Below are 17846 nucleotides of genomic sequence, written 5' to 3' on the forward strand. Positions count from 1 at the left end.
AACCATGACTCTCTTGCCTCCACACCGCCTGCGACTCGCCCTGCACTCCATCGCCGCCAGCACTTTGCTGCTGTGCGCCAGCGTTCCGCTGCAAGCCGTCGCCGCGCCGCAAGGCAGCATCCAATCCAACGAGCCGGTCACGCTGAACTTCGCCAATGCGGACATCGAAGCCGTGGCCCGCACCATCGCGACCATCACCGGCCGCAACGTGGTGGTCGATCCGCGCGTGAAGGGTCAGCTCACGCTGGTCACCGACAAGCCCGTACCGCCGAACACCGCGTTCCAGCAGTTTCTCGCCGCACTGCGTCTGCAGGGCTTTACCATCGTCGAATCGGCCGGTCTCTACAAGGTGGTCCCCGAAGCCGACGCCAAGCTGCAATCCGGTGGTGTGACCGTCACGCAGGGCAGCTCTGGCATGGCTGCCAGCGGTGGCCAGATCGCCACACAGATCTTCAAGCTCAATTTCGAGAACGCCAACAACCTGGTGCCCGTGCTGCGTCCGCTAATCAGCCCCAACAACACCATCAACGTGAACCCCGGCAACAACTCGCTGGTGATCACCGACTACGGCGACAACCTGCAGCGCATCGCACGCATCATCGCGGCCATGGACGTCTCCAACGCGAGCGACGTGGAAGTGATTTCGCTGCAAAACGCCATCGCATCGGACCTCGCGCCGCTGGTCCAAAAGCTCATCGACGGCTCGGGCGGCGCCGCCGTTTCGGCCACCGGAACGCCCGGCGCGGCAGGCCAGTCCGACAGCTCCTATCGCACCACACTGCTGGCCGAGCCCCGCAGCAACGCGTTGATCGTGCGCGCGGCCAACCCGGCGCGTCTGGCGCTTGTGCGCTCGCTCGTGGCCAAGCTCGATCAGGCACCCGTCGTCGGCAGCGCGGCCGCAACCGGAAATATCCACGTCGTCTACCTGAAGAACGCCGATGCAGTAAAGCTCGCGGCCACCTTGCGCGCCGCCATCTCCAATGGCTCGGTAGGCGGCGGGACCAGTGCAAGCACCGGTTCAGGCTTGCCTTTCAGCGGCGGCAGTGGCGGCATGTCCGGCGGGCTGACGAACACCAGCAACAACAGCACCACGCAATCCTCGGGCCTTGGCAGCAACACCAGCGGCGGTGGCCTCGGATCGGGCGCGCTGTCTGGCACGGGCAGCTCGCAGAACAATGCAACTCAAGGCTCCACGGGCGGTCAGATTCAAGCAGATCCATCAACGAACTCGCTGATCATCACCGCGCCCGAACCGCAGTACCGCCAGATCCGCGCCGTGATCGACAAACTCGACGGCCGCCGCGCACAGGTGCTGATTGAGAGCCTGATTGTGGAAGTCAGCGCGAACAAGGTGGCCGAATTCGGCATCCAGTGGCAGGGCATCATGGGCAAGTACGGCAGCACGCTGGGCCTGCTCGGCATGAACTCCAGCCAGTCGGGCACCAATATCCTCGATCTGGCGCTGGCCGCTGCAAGTGGCAACACGTCCACCATCACCTCAGCTCTGTCCAACAAGCCTGCGGGCGGCACCATCGCCATCGCGCCGCGCATCAATGGCAATTATTACCTCGGCGTGCTGGCCAACTTCCTCGAGAACACGGGCGATGCCAACGTGCTCTCCACCCCCAACCTGCTCACGCTCGACAATGAAGAGGCGCAGATCATCATCGGCGAGAACGTGCCGTTCGTGACCGGCTCCTATGCCAACTCCACTGGCAGCTCCACGGTGAACCCGTTCACCACCGTCGAACGCAAGGACGTGGGCCTGATGCTGCGCGTGCGCCCGCAAATCAGCGAAAACGGTACCGTCAAGCTCACGCTCTACCAGGAAGTCTCCAAGGTCAACAGCACCACGGCATCCAATGCCAACGGCCCCACTACCAGCAAACGAGCCATTGAGTCGGCCGTGCTGGTGCAGGACGGCAATATTGTCGTGCTGGGCGGTCTGATGGAGGACAGCTACGCGCTCGGTCAAGACAAAGTGCCGCTGATGGGCGACCTGCCACTGGTCGGCGGCCTGTTCCGCAACGAACAGCGCGCGCGCAAGAAGACCAATCTGATGGTGTTCCTGCGCCCCATCGTGATCCGTGATGATGCCACCAGCGACGCGCTGGTGCAGGACCGCTACGAAGCCATTCGCGCGCTGCAGATGAACACCCAGCCCGCCGACAGCACCATCATGCGTGCCGTCAATCAGGCGCCGGTGCTGCCGCCGCTGAACACACAAACCGCTCCAACAAAGAACTCCGACGCGCCGAAGAAGCAGGTGCCCGGCTCGTTGTTCCCGGTGGAGGTGAACCGCAACAAGTCCACTTCGCAGCAACCTGCGGACTCGACGGTGCAGGATCCCAACTTCACGCCGCAGTAAGCCGCCGAACGCGCCTTACGCAGCCCTCATCCATCCATCGATTCAACGCCAGACCGACCGTCAGCCACACCGCCCATGCGCCATCCCCTGCCATACACCTTCGCACGCTCGAACCAGTTGCTGCTGGAGGACGATGGCCACCAACTGGTGCTGTGGCACGGCATGGCGCCCGACATGGGCGCGATGTCCGAGGTGCTGCGCAAGCACGCCGTGCAGCAGCTCATGCCGCTGGACAACGGTGCGCTCGCCCAGCGCATCAGCTCGGCGTATTCGCAGTCGGATTCCAGCGCGGCAATGGTGGTGAGCGAGGTCGAGTCCGACGCCGATCTCTCGCGCATGATGCAGGAGTTGCCTGCGGTGGAGGACTTGCTGGAATCGGCCGGTGACGCGCCCATCATCCGCATGCTCAACGCGCTGCTCACGCAGTCCGTGCGCGACGGCGCGAGCGACATCCACATCGAGCCCTACGAGCGCCATTCCAGCGTGCGCTTTCGCGTGGACGGCACGCTGCGCGAGGTGGTTCAGCCCAACCGCGCGTTGCACGCCGCGCTGATCTCGCGCCTGAAGATCATGGCCGATCTCGATATCTCGGAGAAACGCCTGCCGCAGGACGGCCGCATCTCGCTGCGCCTTGGCACCCGCGCCATCGACGTGCGCGTCTCCACCCTGCCCAACGCCCATGGAGAGCGCGCTGTGTTGCGTCTGCTGGACAAGAGCGAGAACAAGCTCAGCCTCGAATCAGTCGGCATGCAGGGCCCCGTGCTCACGCAGTTCGAGCGACTGATCTCGCAGCCACACGGCATCATCCTCGTGACCGGGCCGACCGGTTCGGGAAAGACCACCACGCTGTACGCAGCGCTCGCCCGTCTCGACGCAACGAGCAGCAACATCATGACGGTGGAAGACCCCATCGAATACGAGCTCGCGGGCGTCGGACAAACACAGATCAACAGCAAGATCGACCTCACCTTCGCCAAGGCCCTGCGCGCCATCCTGCGCCAGGATCCGGATGTGATCATGATTGGTGAAATCCGCGACTTCGAAACCGCGCAGATCGCAATTCAGGCCTCACTCACCGGTCACTTGGTCCTTGCCACGCTGCACACCAACGATTCGGCCAGCGCCGTCACGCGTCTGACCGACATGGGCGTGGAACCATTCCTGCTGTCGAGCTCGCTGCTAGGCGTGCTCGCACAGCGGTTGGTGCGCAAGCTCGATCCGAACGAGGCATCAGGCTACCGGGGCCGCACCGGAATCTTTGAATTGCTGGAGGTGGACGACCAGATCCGTGCACAGATCCACGGTCAGGTCAGCGAATCGGAGATCCGCGATCAAGCGCTGGCCAGCGGCATGACGCTGATGCGCACTGATGGCGAGCGTCTGGTGGCTGCCGGAGTCACCAGCGCCGAAGAAGTATTGCGCGTCACGCGCGACTGATCATTCGGACACTGCGCAACGCAATCGCCTCAGGTATTGGCCGGAAACGCCGACTTCCTGCCTGATCGCCCCTCTGCCGCAGGATTGCGCACCAGCCCGCGCTTGAGTTCCTTGAGCAGCAAAACCATCTGGCGCGAGGCATGCTCGCACTGCCTGAACGTGCGCTCCGCAAGCACCGCGTCGCCCTGCTCGATCAGTGTGATCAACTCGGCGGCCTTCAGATGGAAATAGCGATTGCGCACCAGCAGCATGTCGTATGTCGGCAGATGGCCAAGCGCCTTGCGCCCCGCATCATGCAACCACGCCCCCAACTCCGAGCTGCGATCATCGCGGATCACATCGGGACGCAGTTGCTCGTCGATCTGACCTTCAAAGGCCTGCCATAGCCAAGGCAACCAGCGCTCATGGCTCACGATCAATGCTTCGATGTCAAACTCGACGGACAGGCGACTGACTTCATCGCCAAAAGCCACCAGTTCGCTGGCTTGCAACGCGGGCACGGTCGACCAGTCTTCAGCGCGCTCAGGCTTTCGACGCGCCTTGGCAGAAGACGCCCCTCCCGGTGCAAACAAACGTTTGAGTATTTCCATGTCGCTCCCTCTCTGGGTTGGATTGCATGGCACAAAGCGTCTGGCATATCTTTCAGACCGGTCGCCGCACTTCAACCATACCAAATATCAATTGAATTTTCAATATTTTAAATTAAAAACTATCAACCTGCTAATAAAGATGGGATATCGGAATCCCCTTAGATGAATCAAGGTTGATCTGCGCGAGTCTAGATAGTTAAAAAATGTTTGCACATACCCTATTTCAGGTAATTTAGGTGTTGCCATAGATTGATTAACATTGATTCACATTTTGTCCAGTATCAATTGTCCGCACTGAGGCGCAGTTTTTGGCCTCCACACACAATGGGGCGATGCGTACCACCCCCATGCCCTCCCTCTCCATGCTCGATCTGGTTGCCGTCCGCGAAGGCGGCACCGTTGCCGATGCGCTCGCCATCGCGGTGCGCACCGCACAACGCGCAGAGCAGCTCGGCTTCAAGCGCTACTGGCTGGCCGAACACCACAACATGCCCGGCATCGCCAGTTCGTCCACGGCCGTGCTCATTGGTCACATCGCGGGCCAGACGAGTTCCATCCGTGTGGGCTCGGGCGGCATCATGTTGCCCAATCACGCGCCACTGGTCGTGGCCGAAGCGTTCGGTACGCTTGCCGAGCTCTACCCCGGGCGGATAGAGCTGGGCCTTGGCCGCGCGCCAGGTACGGACGGCCCGACGATGCGCGCACTGCGCCGCGATCGCGTCGAGACTGAAGAGGACTTCCCGCGCGACGTCGCCGAGTTGCAGCGCCTGCTCGGTCCTGTCCAGCCAGGCCAGCGCATCGTGGCCGTGCCGGGGGCGGACACCAATGTGCCAATCTGGCTGCTCGGCTCCAGCATGTTCTCCGCCCAACTCGCCGCTGAAAAGGGGCTGCCCTACGCCTTCGCCTCGCATTTCGCACCGCGCTTCCTGATGCCTGCCATCGAGATCTACCGCGCCAGTTTCAAGCCATCGGCCACGCTCGCCAAGCCCTATGTGGTCATCGGCGTGCCGGTGATCGCCGCCCCCACCGACGACGAGGCCGAATACCTCGCCAGCAGCACCTTCCAGCGCGTGCTCGGCATCCTCACCAACCAGCGTGGCCTGCTCAAGGCGCCTGTCGACAACTATCTGCAGCAGCTCGGCCCGCGCGAGCGTGAAGCGATTGCCGACTTCCTCGCCATCGGCGTCATCGGAGGGCCCGAGACCGTCAAGGCGGGCTTCGAGAAACTCGCCGAGGTCACCGAAGCCGACGAGTTCATGCTGGTGAGCGACGTCCACGATCCCGCGCTGCGCCTGCGCTCGCTGGAGATCGCCGCGCAGGCCATGCAGGGCTGAGAAGGCACCTCTCCTTCATCCGGACATCGCAACGCCTCGGCAACCGGCTACCATCAGGGCATTGGCGCCGTGTTCCTCTCAGCGTTCTCGTTGAACTGGCACGGCGCAGCCGAACCTGAAAACCACGCATGCCCGCCTTTTCCTTTGAAGCACTGGACGCCGCAGGCCAGACCCGCAAAGGCACGATCGACGCCGACAGCCCCAAGGCCGCCCGCAGCCTGCTGCGCGCGCAGGCCCTCGTGCCACTGGCCGTGGAAGCACTCGCCTCGAACACCGCCGCCGGACAGGCCCCGTCGCTCAGCCAGCGCCTGCTCACGCGGCCAGTGTTCAACTCCACGCAGCTCGCCATCTGGACACGCCAGCTCGCCGGGTTGATCGTCTCTGGACTGCCGCTCGAGCGCGCGCTCAGCGCGCTCTCCGAAGAAGCCGACACCGAGCGCCAGCACCATCTCGTTGCTGCCCTGCGTGCCGAAGTGAATGCCGGATCGACCTTCGCCAAAGCGCTGTCGCAGCATCCGCGCGAGTTCTCCGACATCTTCTGCGCGGTGATCGGTGCAGGCGAGCAAAGCGGCCATCTCGGCGAGGTGCTCGACAAGCTGGCCGACGATCTGGAACAGCGCCAGGCCCTGCGCGCCAAGCTCATCGGCGCTTCGCTCTATCCGGCCATCGTGACCTGTGTGGCCATCGTCATCGTGCTGTTCCTCGTCGGCTATGTGGTGCCGCAGGTGGCCAACGTGTTCGCCGGAAGCAAGCGCGCGCTGCCGATGCTCACCGTCGCCATGCTCACGCTCAGCGATGTGGTGCGCAACTACGGCTGGCTAATGCTCGGCGTGGTGATCCTCTTTGCGATCTTCATGCGCACTGCGCTGTCGCGTCCCGCATTTCGCGCCACCTTCGATGCCTGGTGGCTGAACCTGCCCATCGTCGGCAAGCTCGCACGCGGCTACAACGCCGCGCGCTTCGCCGGCACGCTGGCGATGCTCGCGGGCGCAGGCGTGCCGATTCTCAAGGCCCTGCAGGCCGCCGCCGAAACCTTGAACAACCGTGCCATGCGCGCCGATGCGCTCGACGCGCTGGTGCTGGTGCGCGAAGGCGCACCACTGGCCTCGGCCATCTCACAGAAAAAGCGTTTTCCGGGCCTCGTCTCGATGTTCGCCCGCCTTGGCGAACAGACCGGTCAGCTGCCGCTGATGCTGCAACGCGCGGCCAATCAACTGTCTACCGAAGTGCAGCGCCGCGCCATGCAGCTCGCCACGATTCTCGAGCCGCTGCTGATCGTTGCCATGGGCCTGATCGTCATGCTGATCGTGCTGGCCGTGCTCATGCCGATCATCCAGCTCAACCAATTCGTCAAGTAACTCCAACCACAAGACAAAGCCATGCCCGTCACGCTGGATGATCAACTGGTGGTCGCGATTTCCTCGCGCGCCCTGTTCGATTTCGAAGAAGAGAACCGTCTGTTCGACGCCGAGAATCCGCAGGCCTACATGCAATTGCAGCTGGACAGGCTGGACACGCCAGCGCGTCCGGGTGTGGCGTTTTCGTTGATCAGAAAGCTGCTGGCCTTCAACGCCGACGGCAAACAGCGCGTCGAGGTGGTGATGCTCTCACGCAATGATCCGGTGAGCGGAATGCGAGTGTTCAATTCCACGCAGGCTGCAAACATTCCATTGCAACGCGGCGTATTCACCCAAGGTGGTGCGCCGTTTCGCTATCTTCGGCCCTTGGGCGCGCACCTGTTCCTGTCAGCCAACGACAAAGACGTGAAAGAAGCCTTGCAATTGGGCTATCCCGCCGCGCACGTGTTTACCGACTCGAAACGCGCAAGTGATTCGAACCCCAACGAGGTTCGAATTGCATTCGACGGTGACGCGGTCCTGTTCTCTGATGAAGCAGAGTTGGTCTATCAACGTGAAGGTCTCGCGGCGTTCCAACGTCATGAATCAGACAACGTAGGAAGACCACTTCCAGAAGGACCTTTCAAACCTTTGCTGGTTGCGCTCCATCGGTTGCAACAGGCTGGAAGCGCGAACATGCGCATCCGCACCGCATTGGTAACAGCGCGCAGTGCTCCTGCCCACAAGCGCGCGATTCGCACACTGATGGAATGGAACATCCAGGTAGACGAAGCCATGTTCCTCGGCGGCCTCGAAAAAGGCCCGTTCCTGCGCGAATTCGAGCCAGACTTCTTCTTCGACGACCAGACCGGCCACGTCGAATCGGCCGCACGCCATGTGCCCGCAGGCCATGTGAGCAGCGGCATATCCAATTCAAATCCCTGATCCTCACGGCCTCGATACACCCACTTCGCAAGCAAATGGGTGCCTGGCAAAGTTGTGCAAAGCGCGAAGTGTCCGACATACATGCCGAACCGTGCATGGCAACATCGCTCGTTCCCCAATCGTGTTTTTCGCTCAAACTCCATCGCCCATGTCCGGACTTCGCCCGCACACCCTCATTGCCGTCACATCACTCGCCGCCGCGCTGATCGCCGCACCGTGGGCCAACGCCAAGGGGCCCCAGCAAATCGCTGCTGAAGCCCCGCAGGCCCAGGCCAGCGCGCCACTCAGCAAGGGCGAGCTCAAGGCAATCCGCGAGTTCAACATGCTCGACTTCAACGGCGACGGCAAACTCAACCGCAAGGAAGTCGCCATCATCCCCAGGCTCGCGGCAGCGTTCGATGATGCCGACACCAACAAGGACAACTTCGTGACGCTCGACGAAATCCGCGCCTACACCGTCAAATACCGCACAGCGCGCGACAAGGCCAAAGCAGAAGCCGCCGCGTCAAAAGAAGCGGCAGCAGCAAGCAAAGAATAAAAACCACCCTGACCAGCAAAACCCGCCTTCAAACAATTGACCCGTCGACGCAAAAGGCGACGCCAAAGAATCAATCAGAGAAAACGACCGAGCAGCTTGCGCGAGTGCTTGTCGAGGACAGATGAATCACGCACGCGAAACTGGAGCCCATCGCTCGCGGTGATGAGCAGATGGGTCCGCCCCTCAAGCTTGCGTATGTCTTCCTCCGCCTTGAGCACCAGATCGAACGGTCCCCGATCCGTCTCCACGCTCCAGGTGCTAGGCGTCGCGAACGTCGACACGCTGATCAGTTTCTGGATTGTCGGCACGAATTCACGCGCCGCCAATTCCTCCTCGATGAGCGTGCGCTGATCGGCGGAGAGCTGGTCCATACGATCAATCCAGACGATCTCGTGACCGTCGGTGCCAAACAGCGACAGTCCTTCGTTCGGGGCCGAGATCGGATAGGCGCGCACCGGCAGCACGCCGACATGCTCCTTGCCGCCAGCGGCGAGACGCAGCGTGAGGCGGCCGTGGGCGTTGCGCGAGAGTTGGAAGGCAATGTTGGCGGGTGTCTGGCTGTGCAATGACATGATTTCTTTCGCTCCGGATCTCTGGCCTCAGGCGTGTGCAACGGGAGTGTCAGCGGGGGCCTTGGCGGCGACGCGGGATGCGGCGTCGATCACCACACCTGCGGCTTCAGCGTCTTCCTCGGCGCGGCGGGCCTGTGCCATGTAGAGGCGCCAGTACGCGCCTTCCTTGGCCATGAGTTCGTCGTGCGGGCCGACCTCCACGATCTCGCCGCGGTCCATCACCACCAAGCGGTCGGCCTTGCGCAACGTGGACAAGCGGTGGGCAATCGCAATCGTCGTGCGGCCTTGCACGAGGTTGTCGAGCGCCTTCTGGATTTCCTTTTCGGTCTCGGTATCCACCGCCGAAGTCGCTTCGTCAAGAATCAGAATGCGTGGATCAATCAGCAGCGCACGCGCAATCGAGATGCGCTGGCGCTCGCCGCCCGACAGCCCCTGGCCACGCTCGCCCACGAGCGAGTCATAGCCATGTGGCAGACGTAGAATGAATTCATGGGCGTGCGCGGCGCGTGCGGCAGCGACGATTTCCTCGCGTGTCGCCTCCGGCTTGCCGTAGGCGATGTTCTCGGCGATGGTGCCGAAGAACAAAAACGGCTCCTGCAGCACAAGGCCGATGTTACGGCGGAAGTCCGACACGGCGATGCGGCGCAGATCCACGCCGTCGAGCTGGATCGAGCCCTCGCTCACGTCGTAGAAACGGCAGATCAAGTTGACCAGCGTGCTCTTGCCCGAGCCGCTGTGGCCCACCAGTCCGATCATCTCGCCGGGCTTGATCTGCAGGTTCAGGTGCTTGATGACCGAGCGGCTGCCGTAGCGGAAGCTCACGTCTTCCATGGTCAGCGCGCCCCTCACGTTGTTCGGCAGACGCACCGGGTTCTGCGGATCTGGCACGTTGCTCACATGATCCAGAATGTCGAAAATGCGCTTGGCACCGGCCGCAGCCTTCTGCGTGACCGAAACGATGCGGCTCATCGAATCAAGACGGCTGTAGAAACGTCCGATGTAGGCAACGAAGGCGGTGAGCACACCGACGGTGATGCTGCCACCCGCCACCAGCCAGATGCCAAAGCCCCAAACGATGAGCAAGCCGATTTCAGTCAGGAAGGTAACTGTGGGAGTGAAAAGCGACCAGGTCTTGTTCACGCGGTCGTTGGCCTCCAGGTTGGCCTTGTTGGCGTCGGCGAAGCGGTCGGACTCGCGCTGCTCCTGAGCAAAAGCTTTGACCACGCGGATGCCGGGGATGGTGTCGGCCAGCACGTTGGTCACCTCAGACCAGACACGGTCGATCTTCTCGAAACCGGTACGCAGGCGTTCACGCACCAGATGGATCATCCATGCGATGAACGGCAGCGGCACGAGTGTGACGAGGGCCAGCCAGGGATTGATCGAGAAGAGGATCGCCGCCGTCATCATCATCATGAGCACGTCGGTCGCGAAGTCGAGCGCATTGAGCGACAGGAACAGGTTGATGCGGTCGGTCTCTGTCCCAATGCGTGCCATCAGATCACCGGTGCGCTTGCTGCCGTAGTAGTCGAGCGAGAGCTTGAGCAGATGGTCATACGTCTGGGTGCGCAACCCCGAGCCGATGCGCTCGGACACCTTGGCCAGCACGAAGGTGCGTGCCCAGCCCAGAATCCAGGCGAGCACCGCAGAGATCAGCAGACCGCTCAGGTAGAAGACTACGGTGCCGGGGTCGATCTTCTGGCCGTTCTGGTACGGGATCAGGATCTTGTCCATGATCGGAATCGTCAAATACGGCGCGACCAACTGTGCGCCAGTGGCAGCCAACGTCAACAGAAAGCCTAATAGCAGTTGATTTTTGTAAGGTTTTGCAAAACGCCAAAGGCGCAGCAGCACCCAAGTCGAGGTCTGCGGCGCTTGCTGGCGCGCGCAGGCCGGGCATTCCTCGCTGTCTGGCGGCAACGGCGCGTGACAGCTGGGGCACAGCGTTTCCTCTTCCTCGTCGGCGGGCAGCGACGAGCCATCGCGCAGGGCCGAGAGACGACGTTCGAGCTTGTCGAACTTCTGCATCAGCACCAGCGCCTGTGGGTGACGCGCCAGCGTGAACCGCCAGATTCCGTGGCGCTGGTTGTCGTCGTGCAGTTCGAGCGTGCCGACCCCACCATGGTCCAGGAGGCGCAGCGACATGCCGGGCTCAAGTTGCCAATCCCGCACATCTGATTTCGCATTGCGGAAAATAAGACGCTGCGATGTCAACACCAGCAGCCCCTGCTCGAACCGCAAATCGGGTGTCAGGTCAACCTCCAGGGATGCCAGCACGTTTTCATCTGTACCGAGCTGTGCTCGCACTTGCTGTCCGGCGGGGGAATTCATGACGCCGGCAGCGTCCACAGGATGGTGGTGATTTTGCATTTGGATTATTTTTCGGCCCTTGGCACCTTCAAAACACTGTCAGTGCCCTCATCTGAATTGTCCACGACAAGAGGGCCAGATTGGCAACACCCGTTTTTAACGCGCTGCCCCCCTCCTCGGCTGACATCCCGTCACTCAAGTCGCAATTAACGCGCACAATGCACCTGTTGCGGCCATTTGGTGATCGACAATCCGGTTTCCACTCTGGCAATTCAAGAATTCACTAGTTGCAATCCATGGCGACATTCAAAGATATCCAACTCTTGCGCACGACCTATCTGCGCGGCCCCAGCGTCTGGACCTACCGACCCGTTCTGGAGGTCTGGCTCGATCTGGGAGAGTTGGAGGACTACCCGTCCAACAAGATCCCCGGTTTCAATGAGCGACTCACCGCTTGGCTGCCCGACCTGATCGAGCATACCTGTGGCGTGGGCGAGCGTGGTGGCTTTCTGCTGCGGCTGAAGGAAGGTACCTGGATGGGCCATGTGCTGGAGCACATCGTCATCGAGTTGCTGAACCTCGCCGGCATGCCCGCCGAATTCGGGCAGACGCGCGAAATCTCCCAACGCGGCGTCTACCGCATGGTGTTCCGATGCCCCGAGGAGTCGGTGGCGCGCACGGCACTCGCTTGGGGGCACAAGCTGATCATGGCGGCGATCAACGACCTGCCGTACGATATCAAGCCCGCCGTTCAGGCCATCAAAACAGAGATCAACGACCGCTACCTCGGTCCAAGCACCGGCAGCATCGTCGACGCCGCCGGCGAGCGCCGCATTCCCCACATCCGCCTGAACGACGGCAACCTCGTGCAGCTTGGCTATGGCGCTGCGCAGCGCCGCATCTGGACCGCCGAAAGCGACCAGACCAGCGCGATTGCCGAAGGCATCGCCCAGGACAAGGACTTCACCAAGCGCCTGCTGACCGCCTGCGGCGTGCCAGTGCCCGAAGGCCAGATCGTGAACTCGCCCGAGGAAGCCTGGGAAGTCGCGCAGGACATCGGCTTTCCCGTCACCGTCAAGCCCTCCGACGGCAACCATGCACGCGGCGTGACGCTGGACCTGAGCACCGAAGACGACATCAAAACTGCCTTCGCACTGGCTCAGCCTGAGGGCTCCGACGTGATCGTCGAGAAATTCATCGATGGCACCGAGCACCGCTTGCTCGTGGTCGGCGGCAAGGTCGTTGCAGCCTGCCGTGGCGAAACCGTGAGCGTAGCCGGCAACGGCAAGTCCACGCTGGCCGAGCTGGTGGCCGTGGTCAACCAAGACCCGCGCCGTGGTCCGGAACAGGAATATCCGCTCGACTGGATCAACCTGGACGCCCCCGCCGTCAAGCTGGAACTCAAACGCCAGAACGTGACGTCCGCCTCAGTGCCCGCGCAGGGCGAATCCATTCTGCTACAGCGCAACGGCAACATGGCTATCGACTGCACCGACGAAGTGCACCCCGACGTGGCTTACTACGCCACGCTTGCGGCCAAGATCGTGGGTCTGGACATCGCGGGCATGGACATGATCCTGCAGGACGTCTCCAAGCCGATGAAGGGTCAGGGCGCGATCCTCGAAGTGAACGCCGGTCCCGGTCTGCTCATGCACCTGAAGCCCACCAGCGGCGCACCGCGCCCCGTGGGTCAGGCCATCGTCGAGCACCTGTTCCCGACGATCGAAGATGGCACCGGCGCGGGCCGCATTCCTGTGGTCGGCATTGCTGGCACGCGCGAGAACGCGTTCATCGCGCGCCTCGTCGGCTGGCTGCTGCAGCTCTCGGGCAAGCTCACCGGCGTGGCGAGCGAACAGGGCATGTTCCTGAACAACCGCCACACCCAGAAGACCAACACCGCCAACTGGGCGGGCGCACACCGCCTGCTCACCAACCGCCTCGCCCAGGCAGCCGTGATCGAAACCACCGCGCGTTCGATCCTTGCCGAAGGTCTGGCCTATGACCGCTGCCTCGTCGGCGTGGTCACCGACATGGACGGTTTCGAGACGCTCAAGGACCATGACGTGCACGAACAGGGTCAGATGACCCGTGTGATGCGCACACAGATCGACGTGGTGCTCGACGAAGGTGCTGGCGTGCTCAACGCCGACATCGAACAGGTGGCCGATCTTGCCCGCCTGTGCGACGGCGAGGTGCTGCTGTACTCGATGCAGGCCGACAACGCCCACATCGTCCAGCACCGCGCGGACAACGCCGAAGGCCGCGCCGTGTTCGTGCGCAACAATCAGGTGGTACTCGCCACCGGCGCGCAGGAACGTGTACTCGGCACGCTCGATGCGCTGTCGCTGCCCGGCGGTCGCAAGCCCGACACGCCGGCCCTGCTGGCAGCCATCGCCACGGCTTGGTCGATGGACATCGCGCCCGATCTCATCGGCGCGGGCATCAAGACCTTCGAGTACAACGAGATCTAAGACCGATCACGTAACCTGACACCAGATGATTTCTCTGCGTTGCCGCACACGAAGCGGCAACGCGACAAAGAAAGAAGACACATGCAAGTCACCCGCGTCCGAGCCCTCCGTGGCCCGAATCTCTGGACCCGCAGCACGGCCATCGAAGCCATCGTGCACTGCGACTCCAATGAGTGCGTGTACTCCGACATCGCCGGTTTTGAAAACCGCCTGCGCGCACGCTTCCCCAAGATCGGCATCCTGCAACCCCACGGTGCAGACCAGCGCCTGTCGCTCGCCCATGTGCTCGAAGTCGCAGCGCTGTCGCTGCAGGCACAGGCGGGCTGCCCCGTCACCTTCAGCCGCACGCACTCCACGATCGAGCCCGGCACCTTCCAGGTCGTCGTCGAATACACCGAAGAAGCCGTCGGCCGCAAGGCCATGGAATATGCCGAGGCGCTGCTGCGCGCGGCGACGGACGACACCCCGTTCGACGCCGACAAGGCGATTGCCGATCTGCGTGACACCGATGAGGACGAGCGCATCGGCCCCTCGACCGGCTCCATCGTGGACGCCGCCGTCGCACGCGGCATTCCGTTCCGCCGCCTGACCTCGGGCTCGCTCGTGCAGCTCGGCTGGGGCTCCAAGGCCCGCCGCATCCAGGCCGCCGAGCTCGACATGACCAGCGCCGTGGCCGAGTCCATCGCGCAGGACAAGGACCTCACCAAGCGCCTGCTGCACGCGGCTGGCGTGCCCGTGCCGCTCGGTCGTCCCGTCAAGGACGTGGGCGACGCCTGGGTCGTTGCACAGGAAGTGGGCCTGCCCGTGGTTGTGAAGCCGCAGGACGGCAATCAGGGCAAGGGTGTGGTCGTCAACATCACCACGCGCGAAGGCCTCGAAGCCGCCTACAAGGTCGCCGAGGAGTTCGGCGACGACGTGATGGTCGAGCGCTTTCTGCCCGGTCATGACTTCCGGCTGCTCGTAGTGGGCGGCCAACTCGTCGCTGCCGCGCGCCGCGAACCGCCGCAGGTGCTCGGCGATGGCGAACACAACATCCGCGAGCTCGTCGAGATCGTCAATCGCGACCCACGCCGCGGCTCCGGCCACGGCACAGCGCTCACCAAGATCCGCCTCGACGACATCGCCGTCGCGCGCATCGCCTCCGAAGGCCTGACGCCCGAATCCGTGCCCGCACAGGGCCAGCGCGTCGTGCTGCGCAACAACGCCAACCTGTCCACCGGCGGCAGCGCCACCGATGTGACCGACGACGTGCACCCAGAGGTCGCCGCCCGTGCCATCGAGGCCGCGCAGACCATCGGCCTGCACATCTGCGGCGTCGACGTGGTCTGCGAGACCATGCTCAAGCCGCTCGAAGAACAGAACGGCGGCATCGTCGAAGTGAACGCGGCCCCAGGCCTGCGCATGCACCTCGCCCCCTCCTTCGGCAAGCCGCGCAACGTCGGCGTGCCCATGGTCGACGAGCTGTTCGCGCCCGGTCAGGACGGCCGCATTCCGGTCGTCGCTGTCACCGGCACCAACGGCAAGACCACCACCACCCGCGTGATCGCCCACCTGTTCACCTCGCACGGCTGGCGCACAGCGATGACCAACACCGATGGCGTCTACGTCAACGGTCGCCAGATCGACAGCGGTGACTGCTCCGGCCCCCGCAGCGCCCGCAACGCGCTCGCCCATCCCGAAACCGATGCGGCCGTGCTCGAATGCGCGCGCGGCGGCATCCTGCGCGAAGGCCTCGGCTTCGACCGCTGCCAGGTGGCCGTGGTCACCAACGTCGGCGAAGGCGACCATCTGGGTCTGAACTTCATCACCACCGCCGAAGACGTGGCCGTGCTCAAGCGCGTGATCGTGCAGAACGTCGCTCCCTCTGGGTACGCTGTGCTGAACGCCGCCGATCCGCTGGTTGCGGTCATGGCGTCGGTCTGCCCCGGCAAGGTGATCTTCTTCGCCGCCGACCGCCACCACCCCGTGATGGCCACACACCGCGCACAAGGCAACCGCGTGGTCTACGTCGATGGCGACAACATCGTGGCCGCCGAAGGCTCGTGGCGCGAAAGCATTCCGCTGCGCGATATTCCGATCACACGCAGCGGCCTGATCACTTTCCAGGTCGAAAACGTCATGGCCTCCATTGGCGCCGCATGGGCCTCCGGCCTGCCTTGGCAGACCATCCGCCGCGGCCTGGCTGGCTTCATGAACGACAGCGACAACGCCCCTGCACGCTTCAACGTGATGGACTATCGTGGCGCCACCGTGATCGCCGACTACGGCCACAATCCCGACGCCATCCGCGCACTTGCACAAGCCGTGCAAGCCATGCCCGGCAAGCGCCGCAGCGTGGTGATCTCGGGCGCAGGCGACCGCCGCGATCAGGACATCGTCGAGCAGACCCGCATCCTCGGCCAGTACTTCGACGACGTGATCCTCTATCAAGACGCCTGCCAGCGCGGCCGTGAAGACGGCGAAGTGCTCGGCCTGCTCAAGCAGGGCCTCGAAGGCGCGCCGCGCACCACATACAGCACCGAGATCCACGGCGAGTTCATCGCCATCGATCACGCGCTGGAACGCCTGCAGCCCGGCGACCTGAGCCTCGTGCTCGTCGATCAGGTGGAAGAAGCCCTCGCCCACCTGAACAAGCGCTGCGCCGAAGCCAAGGCCTGACGCGAACGCTGCTCCAAACTCTCACTGACCCGACACGACAAGCCATGCGCCACCTGATCCGGAAGTCCTTCGTACCAGCACTCGCGCTGGCCTGTCTGTCGCTCTCGGCCTTCGCGGCCGACGGTGAGAAGATCGGCACGGTCGACACCGCCTTCAAGCTCATCGGCCGCGACCACGACATCATCGTCGAGGCCTACGACGACCCCGAAGTGCATGGCGTCACCTGCTACGTCTCGCGCGCCCGCATCGGCGGCGTCAAGGGCACGCTGGGCCTCGCCGAAGACCGAGCAGAAGCCTCCCTGTCCTGCCATCAGGTGAGTGCGATCTCGTTCCCGCAGCCGCTCAAGCAGCAGGACGAAGTCTTCAGCGAACGCATGTCCATATTGTTCAAGCGCTTGCGCGTCGTGCGCATGGTGGACGCCAAGCGCAACACGCTGGTCTACCTCACCTACTCCGACAAGCTCATCGACGGCTCGCCGCAGAACTCAGTGTCCGCTGTGCCCGTCGCGCAGGGCACGGTGATTCCGGTGAGGAAGTGATCAGGCCTGCGCAGCCAGCTTCCGCAGCACCTCCTCAAACACCTCCACCGGCTGCCCACCCTGAATCAGATGGCGATCGTTGACGATCACCGCAGGCACTGAGTTGATGCCGTGCTGATGGTAGAAAGCCTCGCGTTCGCGTACCTCGCTCGCGTATTCGTCTGAATCCAGTATTGCCTTCGCACGTGCCTCGTCGAGACCCAGCTCGCGAACGATGCGCAGCAACACGGCGTGGTCACTGGGGTTTTCTCCGTTCGTGAAATACGCCTTGAAGAATGCATGCTTGAGCGCGCCTTGCTGTTCGGCCTGGCCTTCTTCCCCCTGCCAATGCAGCAGGCGGTGCGCGTCGAAAGTGTTGTAGATGCGGCTGCGCTGGTCCATATTGAAAGTGAAGCCAACGCCAGCGCCGCGCTCGGTGATCGCCTGCTGGTTCTTGCGCATCTGCTCGGCGGGTGCACCGTATTTGCGCTGCAGGTGCTCCATGACGTCTTCGCCCTCGGGCACCATGTCCGCGTTGAGCTCGAACGGCTGGAAGTGCAGGTCGATCTGCACCTCATCCTTCACGCGCTCGGCCGCCATCTCCAGCGCGTTCAGCCCAATGGCGCACCATGGGCAGGAGACGTCGGAGACGAAGTCGATCTTGAGCTTGGTGGGTGCGTTGGACATGGCAAGGACTCCGTAAGTTTTCAATGAAATGACGTGGATGCAATCTACGCCATTTCCAGTTTCCCCACGCCGTTTCCGGAT

General features: G+C 63.1%; 13 protein-coding genes. 9 read left to right on the top strand and 4 right to left on the bottom strand.

The features are described from left to right. Nucleotides 1–4: 4 nt before the first annotated feature. Nucleotides 5–2368, top strand: a complete 2364-nt coding sequence (gene gspD / locus G7047_RS18480) for a type II secretion system secretin GspD (protein ID WP_166308616.1) — start codon at nucleotides 5–7, stop codon at nucleotides 2366–2368. Nucleotides 2369–2443: 75 nt separating this feature from the next. Further along, on the top strand, nucleotides 2444–3805 hold the full coding sequence (locus G7047_RS18485; protein WP_166308618.1) for a GspE/PulE family protein: 1362 nt from the start codon (nucleotides 2444–2446) through the stop codon (nucleotides 3803–3805). A 29-nt stretch (nucleotides 3806–3834) separates the two neighbouring features. Here the strand turns inward: G7047_RS18485 and G7047_RS18490 are convergent, their stop codons facing one another. Further along, complete coding sequence (locus G7047_RS18490) at nucleotides 3835–4395, bottom strand: CZB domain-containing protein (protein WP_240939172.1); 561 nt, start codon at nucleotides 4393–4395, stop codon at nucleotides 3835–3837. A 347-nt stretch (nucleotides 4396–4742) separates the two neighbouring features. On the opposite strand from G7047_RS18490, the gene G7047_RS18495 reads away from it, so the two are divergent. From G7047_RS18495 to G7047_RS18510, 4 genes are all read left to right on the top strand, one after another. Next, on the top strand, nucleotides 4743–5729 hold the full coding sequence (locus G7047_RS18495; protein ID WP_240939173.1) for an LLM class flavin-dependent oxidoreductase: 987 nt from the start codon (nucleotides 4743–4745) through the stop codon (nucleotides 5727–5729). A gap of 128 nt (nucleotides 5730–5857) precedes the next feature. After that, on the top strand, nucleotides 5858–7087 hold the full coding sequence (gspF, locus tag G7047_RS18500; RefSeq protein WP_166308622.1) for a type II secretion system inner membrane protein GspF: 1230 nt from the start codon (nucleotides 5858–5860) through the stop codon (nucleotides 7085–7087). Between the two features lie 21 nt (nucleotides 7088–7108). Next, entirely contained in the window at nucleotides 7109–8011 is a 903-nt protein-coding gene (locus G7047_RS18505; protein WP_166308625.1) for a 5'-nucleotidase, read from the top strand. A gap of 148 nt (nucleotides 8012–8159) precedes the next feature. Next, nucleotides 8160–8549, top strand: coding sequence for an EF-hand domain-containing protein (locus tag G7047_RS18510; protein ID WP_166308628.1), 390 nt, complete (start codon nucleotides 8160–8162; stop codon nucleotides 8547–8549). 74 nt (nucleotides 8550–8623) lie between these two features. On the opposite strand, the gene G7047_RS18515 is transcribed toward G7047_RS18510, so the two are convergent. Both G7047_RS18515 and G7047_RS18520 read right to left on the bottom strand, forming a co-directional pair. Continuing rightward, the gene (locus G7047_RS18515) at nucleotides 8624–9121 is read right to left on the bottom strand and encodes a DUF1854 domain-containing protein (protein ID WP_166308631.1); all 498 of its coding nucleotides are present in this window, start codon (nucleotides 9119–9121) and stop codon (nucleotides 8624–8626) included. Between the two features lie 27 nt (nucleotides 9122–9148). After that, nucleotides 9149–11452, bottom strand: a complete 2304-nt coding sequence (locus G7047_RS18520) for an ABC transporter transmembrane domain-containing protein (protein ID WP_240939174.1) — start codon at nucleotides 11450–11452, stop codon at nucleotides 9149–9151. 275 nt (nucleotides 11453–11727) lie between these two features. Here G7047_RS18520 and cphA (G7047_RS18525) point away from each other — a divergent pair, with 275 nt between their 5' ends. The 3 genes from cphA (G7047_RS18525) to G7047_RS18535 all read left to right on the top strand — a co-directional run bounded on the left by cphA (G7047_RS18525) (nucleotide 11728) and on the right by G7047_RS18535 (nucleotide 17099). Further along, nucleotides 11728–13902: a cyanophycin synthetase gene (gene cphA / locus G7047_RS18525; protein WP_166308637.1), complete on the top strand. Its 2175-nt coding sequence runs from the start codon at nucleotides 11728–11730 to the stop codon at nucleotides 13900–13902. Between the two features lie 81 nt (nucleotides 13903–13983). After that, on the top strand, nucleotides 13984–16560 hold the full coding sequence (gene cphA, locus G7047_RS18530; protein ID WP_166308640.1) for a cyanophycin synthetase: 2577 nt from the start codon (nucleotides 13984–13986) through the stop codon (nucleotides 16558–16560). A gap of 44 nt (nucleotides 16561–16604) precedes the next feature. Next, entirely contained in the window at nucleotides 16605–17099 is a 495-nt protein-coding gene (locus G7047_RS18535; RefSeq protein WP_166308643.1) for a CreA family protein, read from the top strand. Here G7047_RS18535 and G7047_RS18540 read toward each other — a convergent pair whose 3' ends face one another. Beyond that, nucleotides 17100–17765 (bottom strand): DsbA family oxidoreductase, encoded by a 666-nt coding sequence (locus G7047_RS18540; protein ID WP_166308646.1) that lies wholly within the window; start codon nucleotides 17763–17765, stop codon nucleotides 17100–17102. Nucleotides 17766–17846 lie beyond the last annotated feature (81 nt).

The organism is Diaphorobacter sp. HDW4A, assembly GCF_011305995.1.
Lineage (GTDB): Bacteria > Pseudomonadota > Gammaproteobacteria > Burkholderiales > Burkholderiaceae_C > Diaphorobacter_A.

Bases quoted from the DNA above. Each gene is read 5' to 3' on its own strand.
- gspF (WP_166308622.1), top strand. From the start codon at position 5,858: ATGCCCGCCTTTTCCTTTGAAGCACTGGACGCCGCAGGCCAGACCCGC.
- G7047_RS18495 (WP_240939173.1), top strand. From the start codon at position 4,743: ATGCCCTCCCTCTCCATGCTCGATCTGGTTGCCGTCCGCGAAGGCGGC.
- cphA (WP_166308637.1), top strand. From the start codon at position 11,728: ATGGCGACATTCAAAGATATCCAACTCTTGCGCACGACCTATCTGCGC.
- G7047_RS18515 (WP_166308631.1), bottom strand. From the start codon at position 9,121: ATGTCATTGCACAGCCAGACACCCGCCAACATTGCCTTCCAACTCTCG.
- G7047_RS18510 (WP_166308628.1), top strand. From the start codon at position 8,160: ATGTCCGGACTTCGCCCGCACACCCTCATTGCCGTCACATCACTCGCC.
- G7047_RS18520 (WP_240939174.1), bottom strand. From the start codon at position 11,452: ATGAATTCCCCCGCCGGACAGCAAGTGCGAGCACAGCTCGGTACAGAT.
- gspD (WP_166308616.1), top strand. From the start codon at position 5: ATGACTCTCTTGCCTCCACACCGCCTGCGACTCGCCCTGCACTCCATC.
- cphA (WP_166308640.1), top strand. From the start codon at position 13,984: ATGCAAGTCACCCGCGTCCGAGCCCTCCGTGGCCCGAATCTCTGGACC.
- G7047_RS18505 (WP_166308625.1), top strand. From the start codon at position 7,109: ATGCCCGTCACGCTGGATGATCAACTGGTGGTCGCGATTTCCTCGCGC.
- G7047_RS18540 (WP_166308646.1), bottom strand. From the start codon at position 17,765: ATGTCCAACGCACCCACCAAGCTCAAGATCGACTTCGTCTCCGACGTC.
- G7047_RS18485 (WP_166308618.1), top strand. From the start codon at position 2,444: ATGCGCCATCCCCTGCCATACACCTTCGCACGCTCGAACCAGTTGCTG.
- G7047_RS18490 (WP_240939172.1), bottom strand. From the start codon at position 4,395: ATGGAAATACTCAAACGTTTGTTTGCACCGGGAGGGGCGTCTTCTGCC.
- G7047_RS18535 (WP_166308643.1), top strand. From the start codon at position 16,605: ATGCGCCACCTGATCCGGAAGTCCTTCGTACCAGCACTCGCGCTGGCC.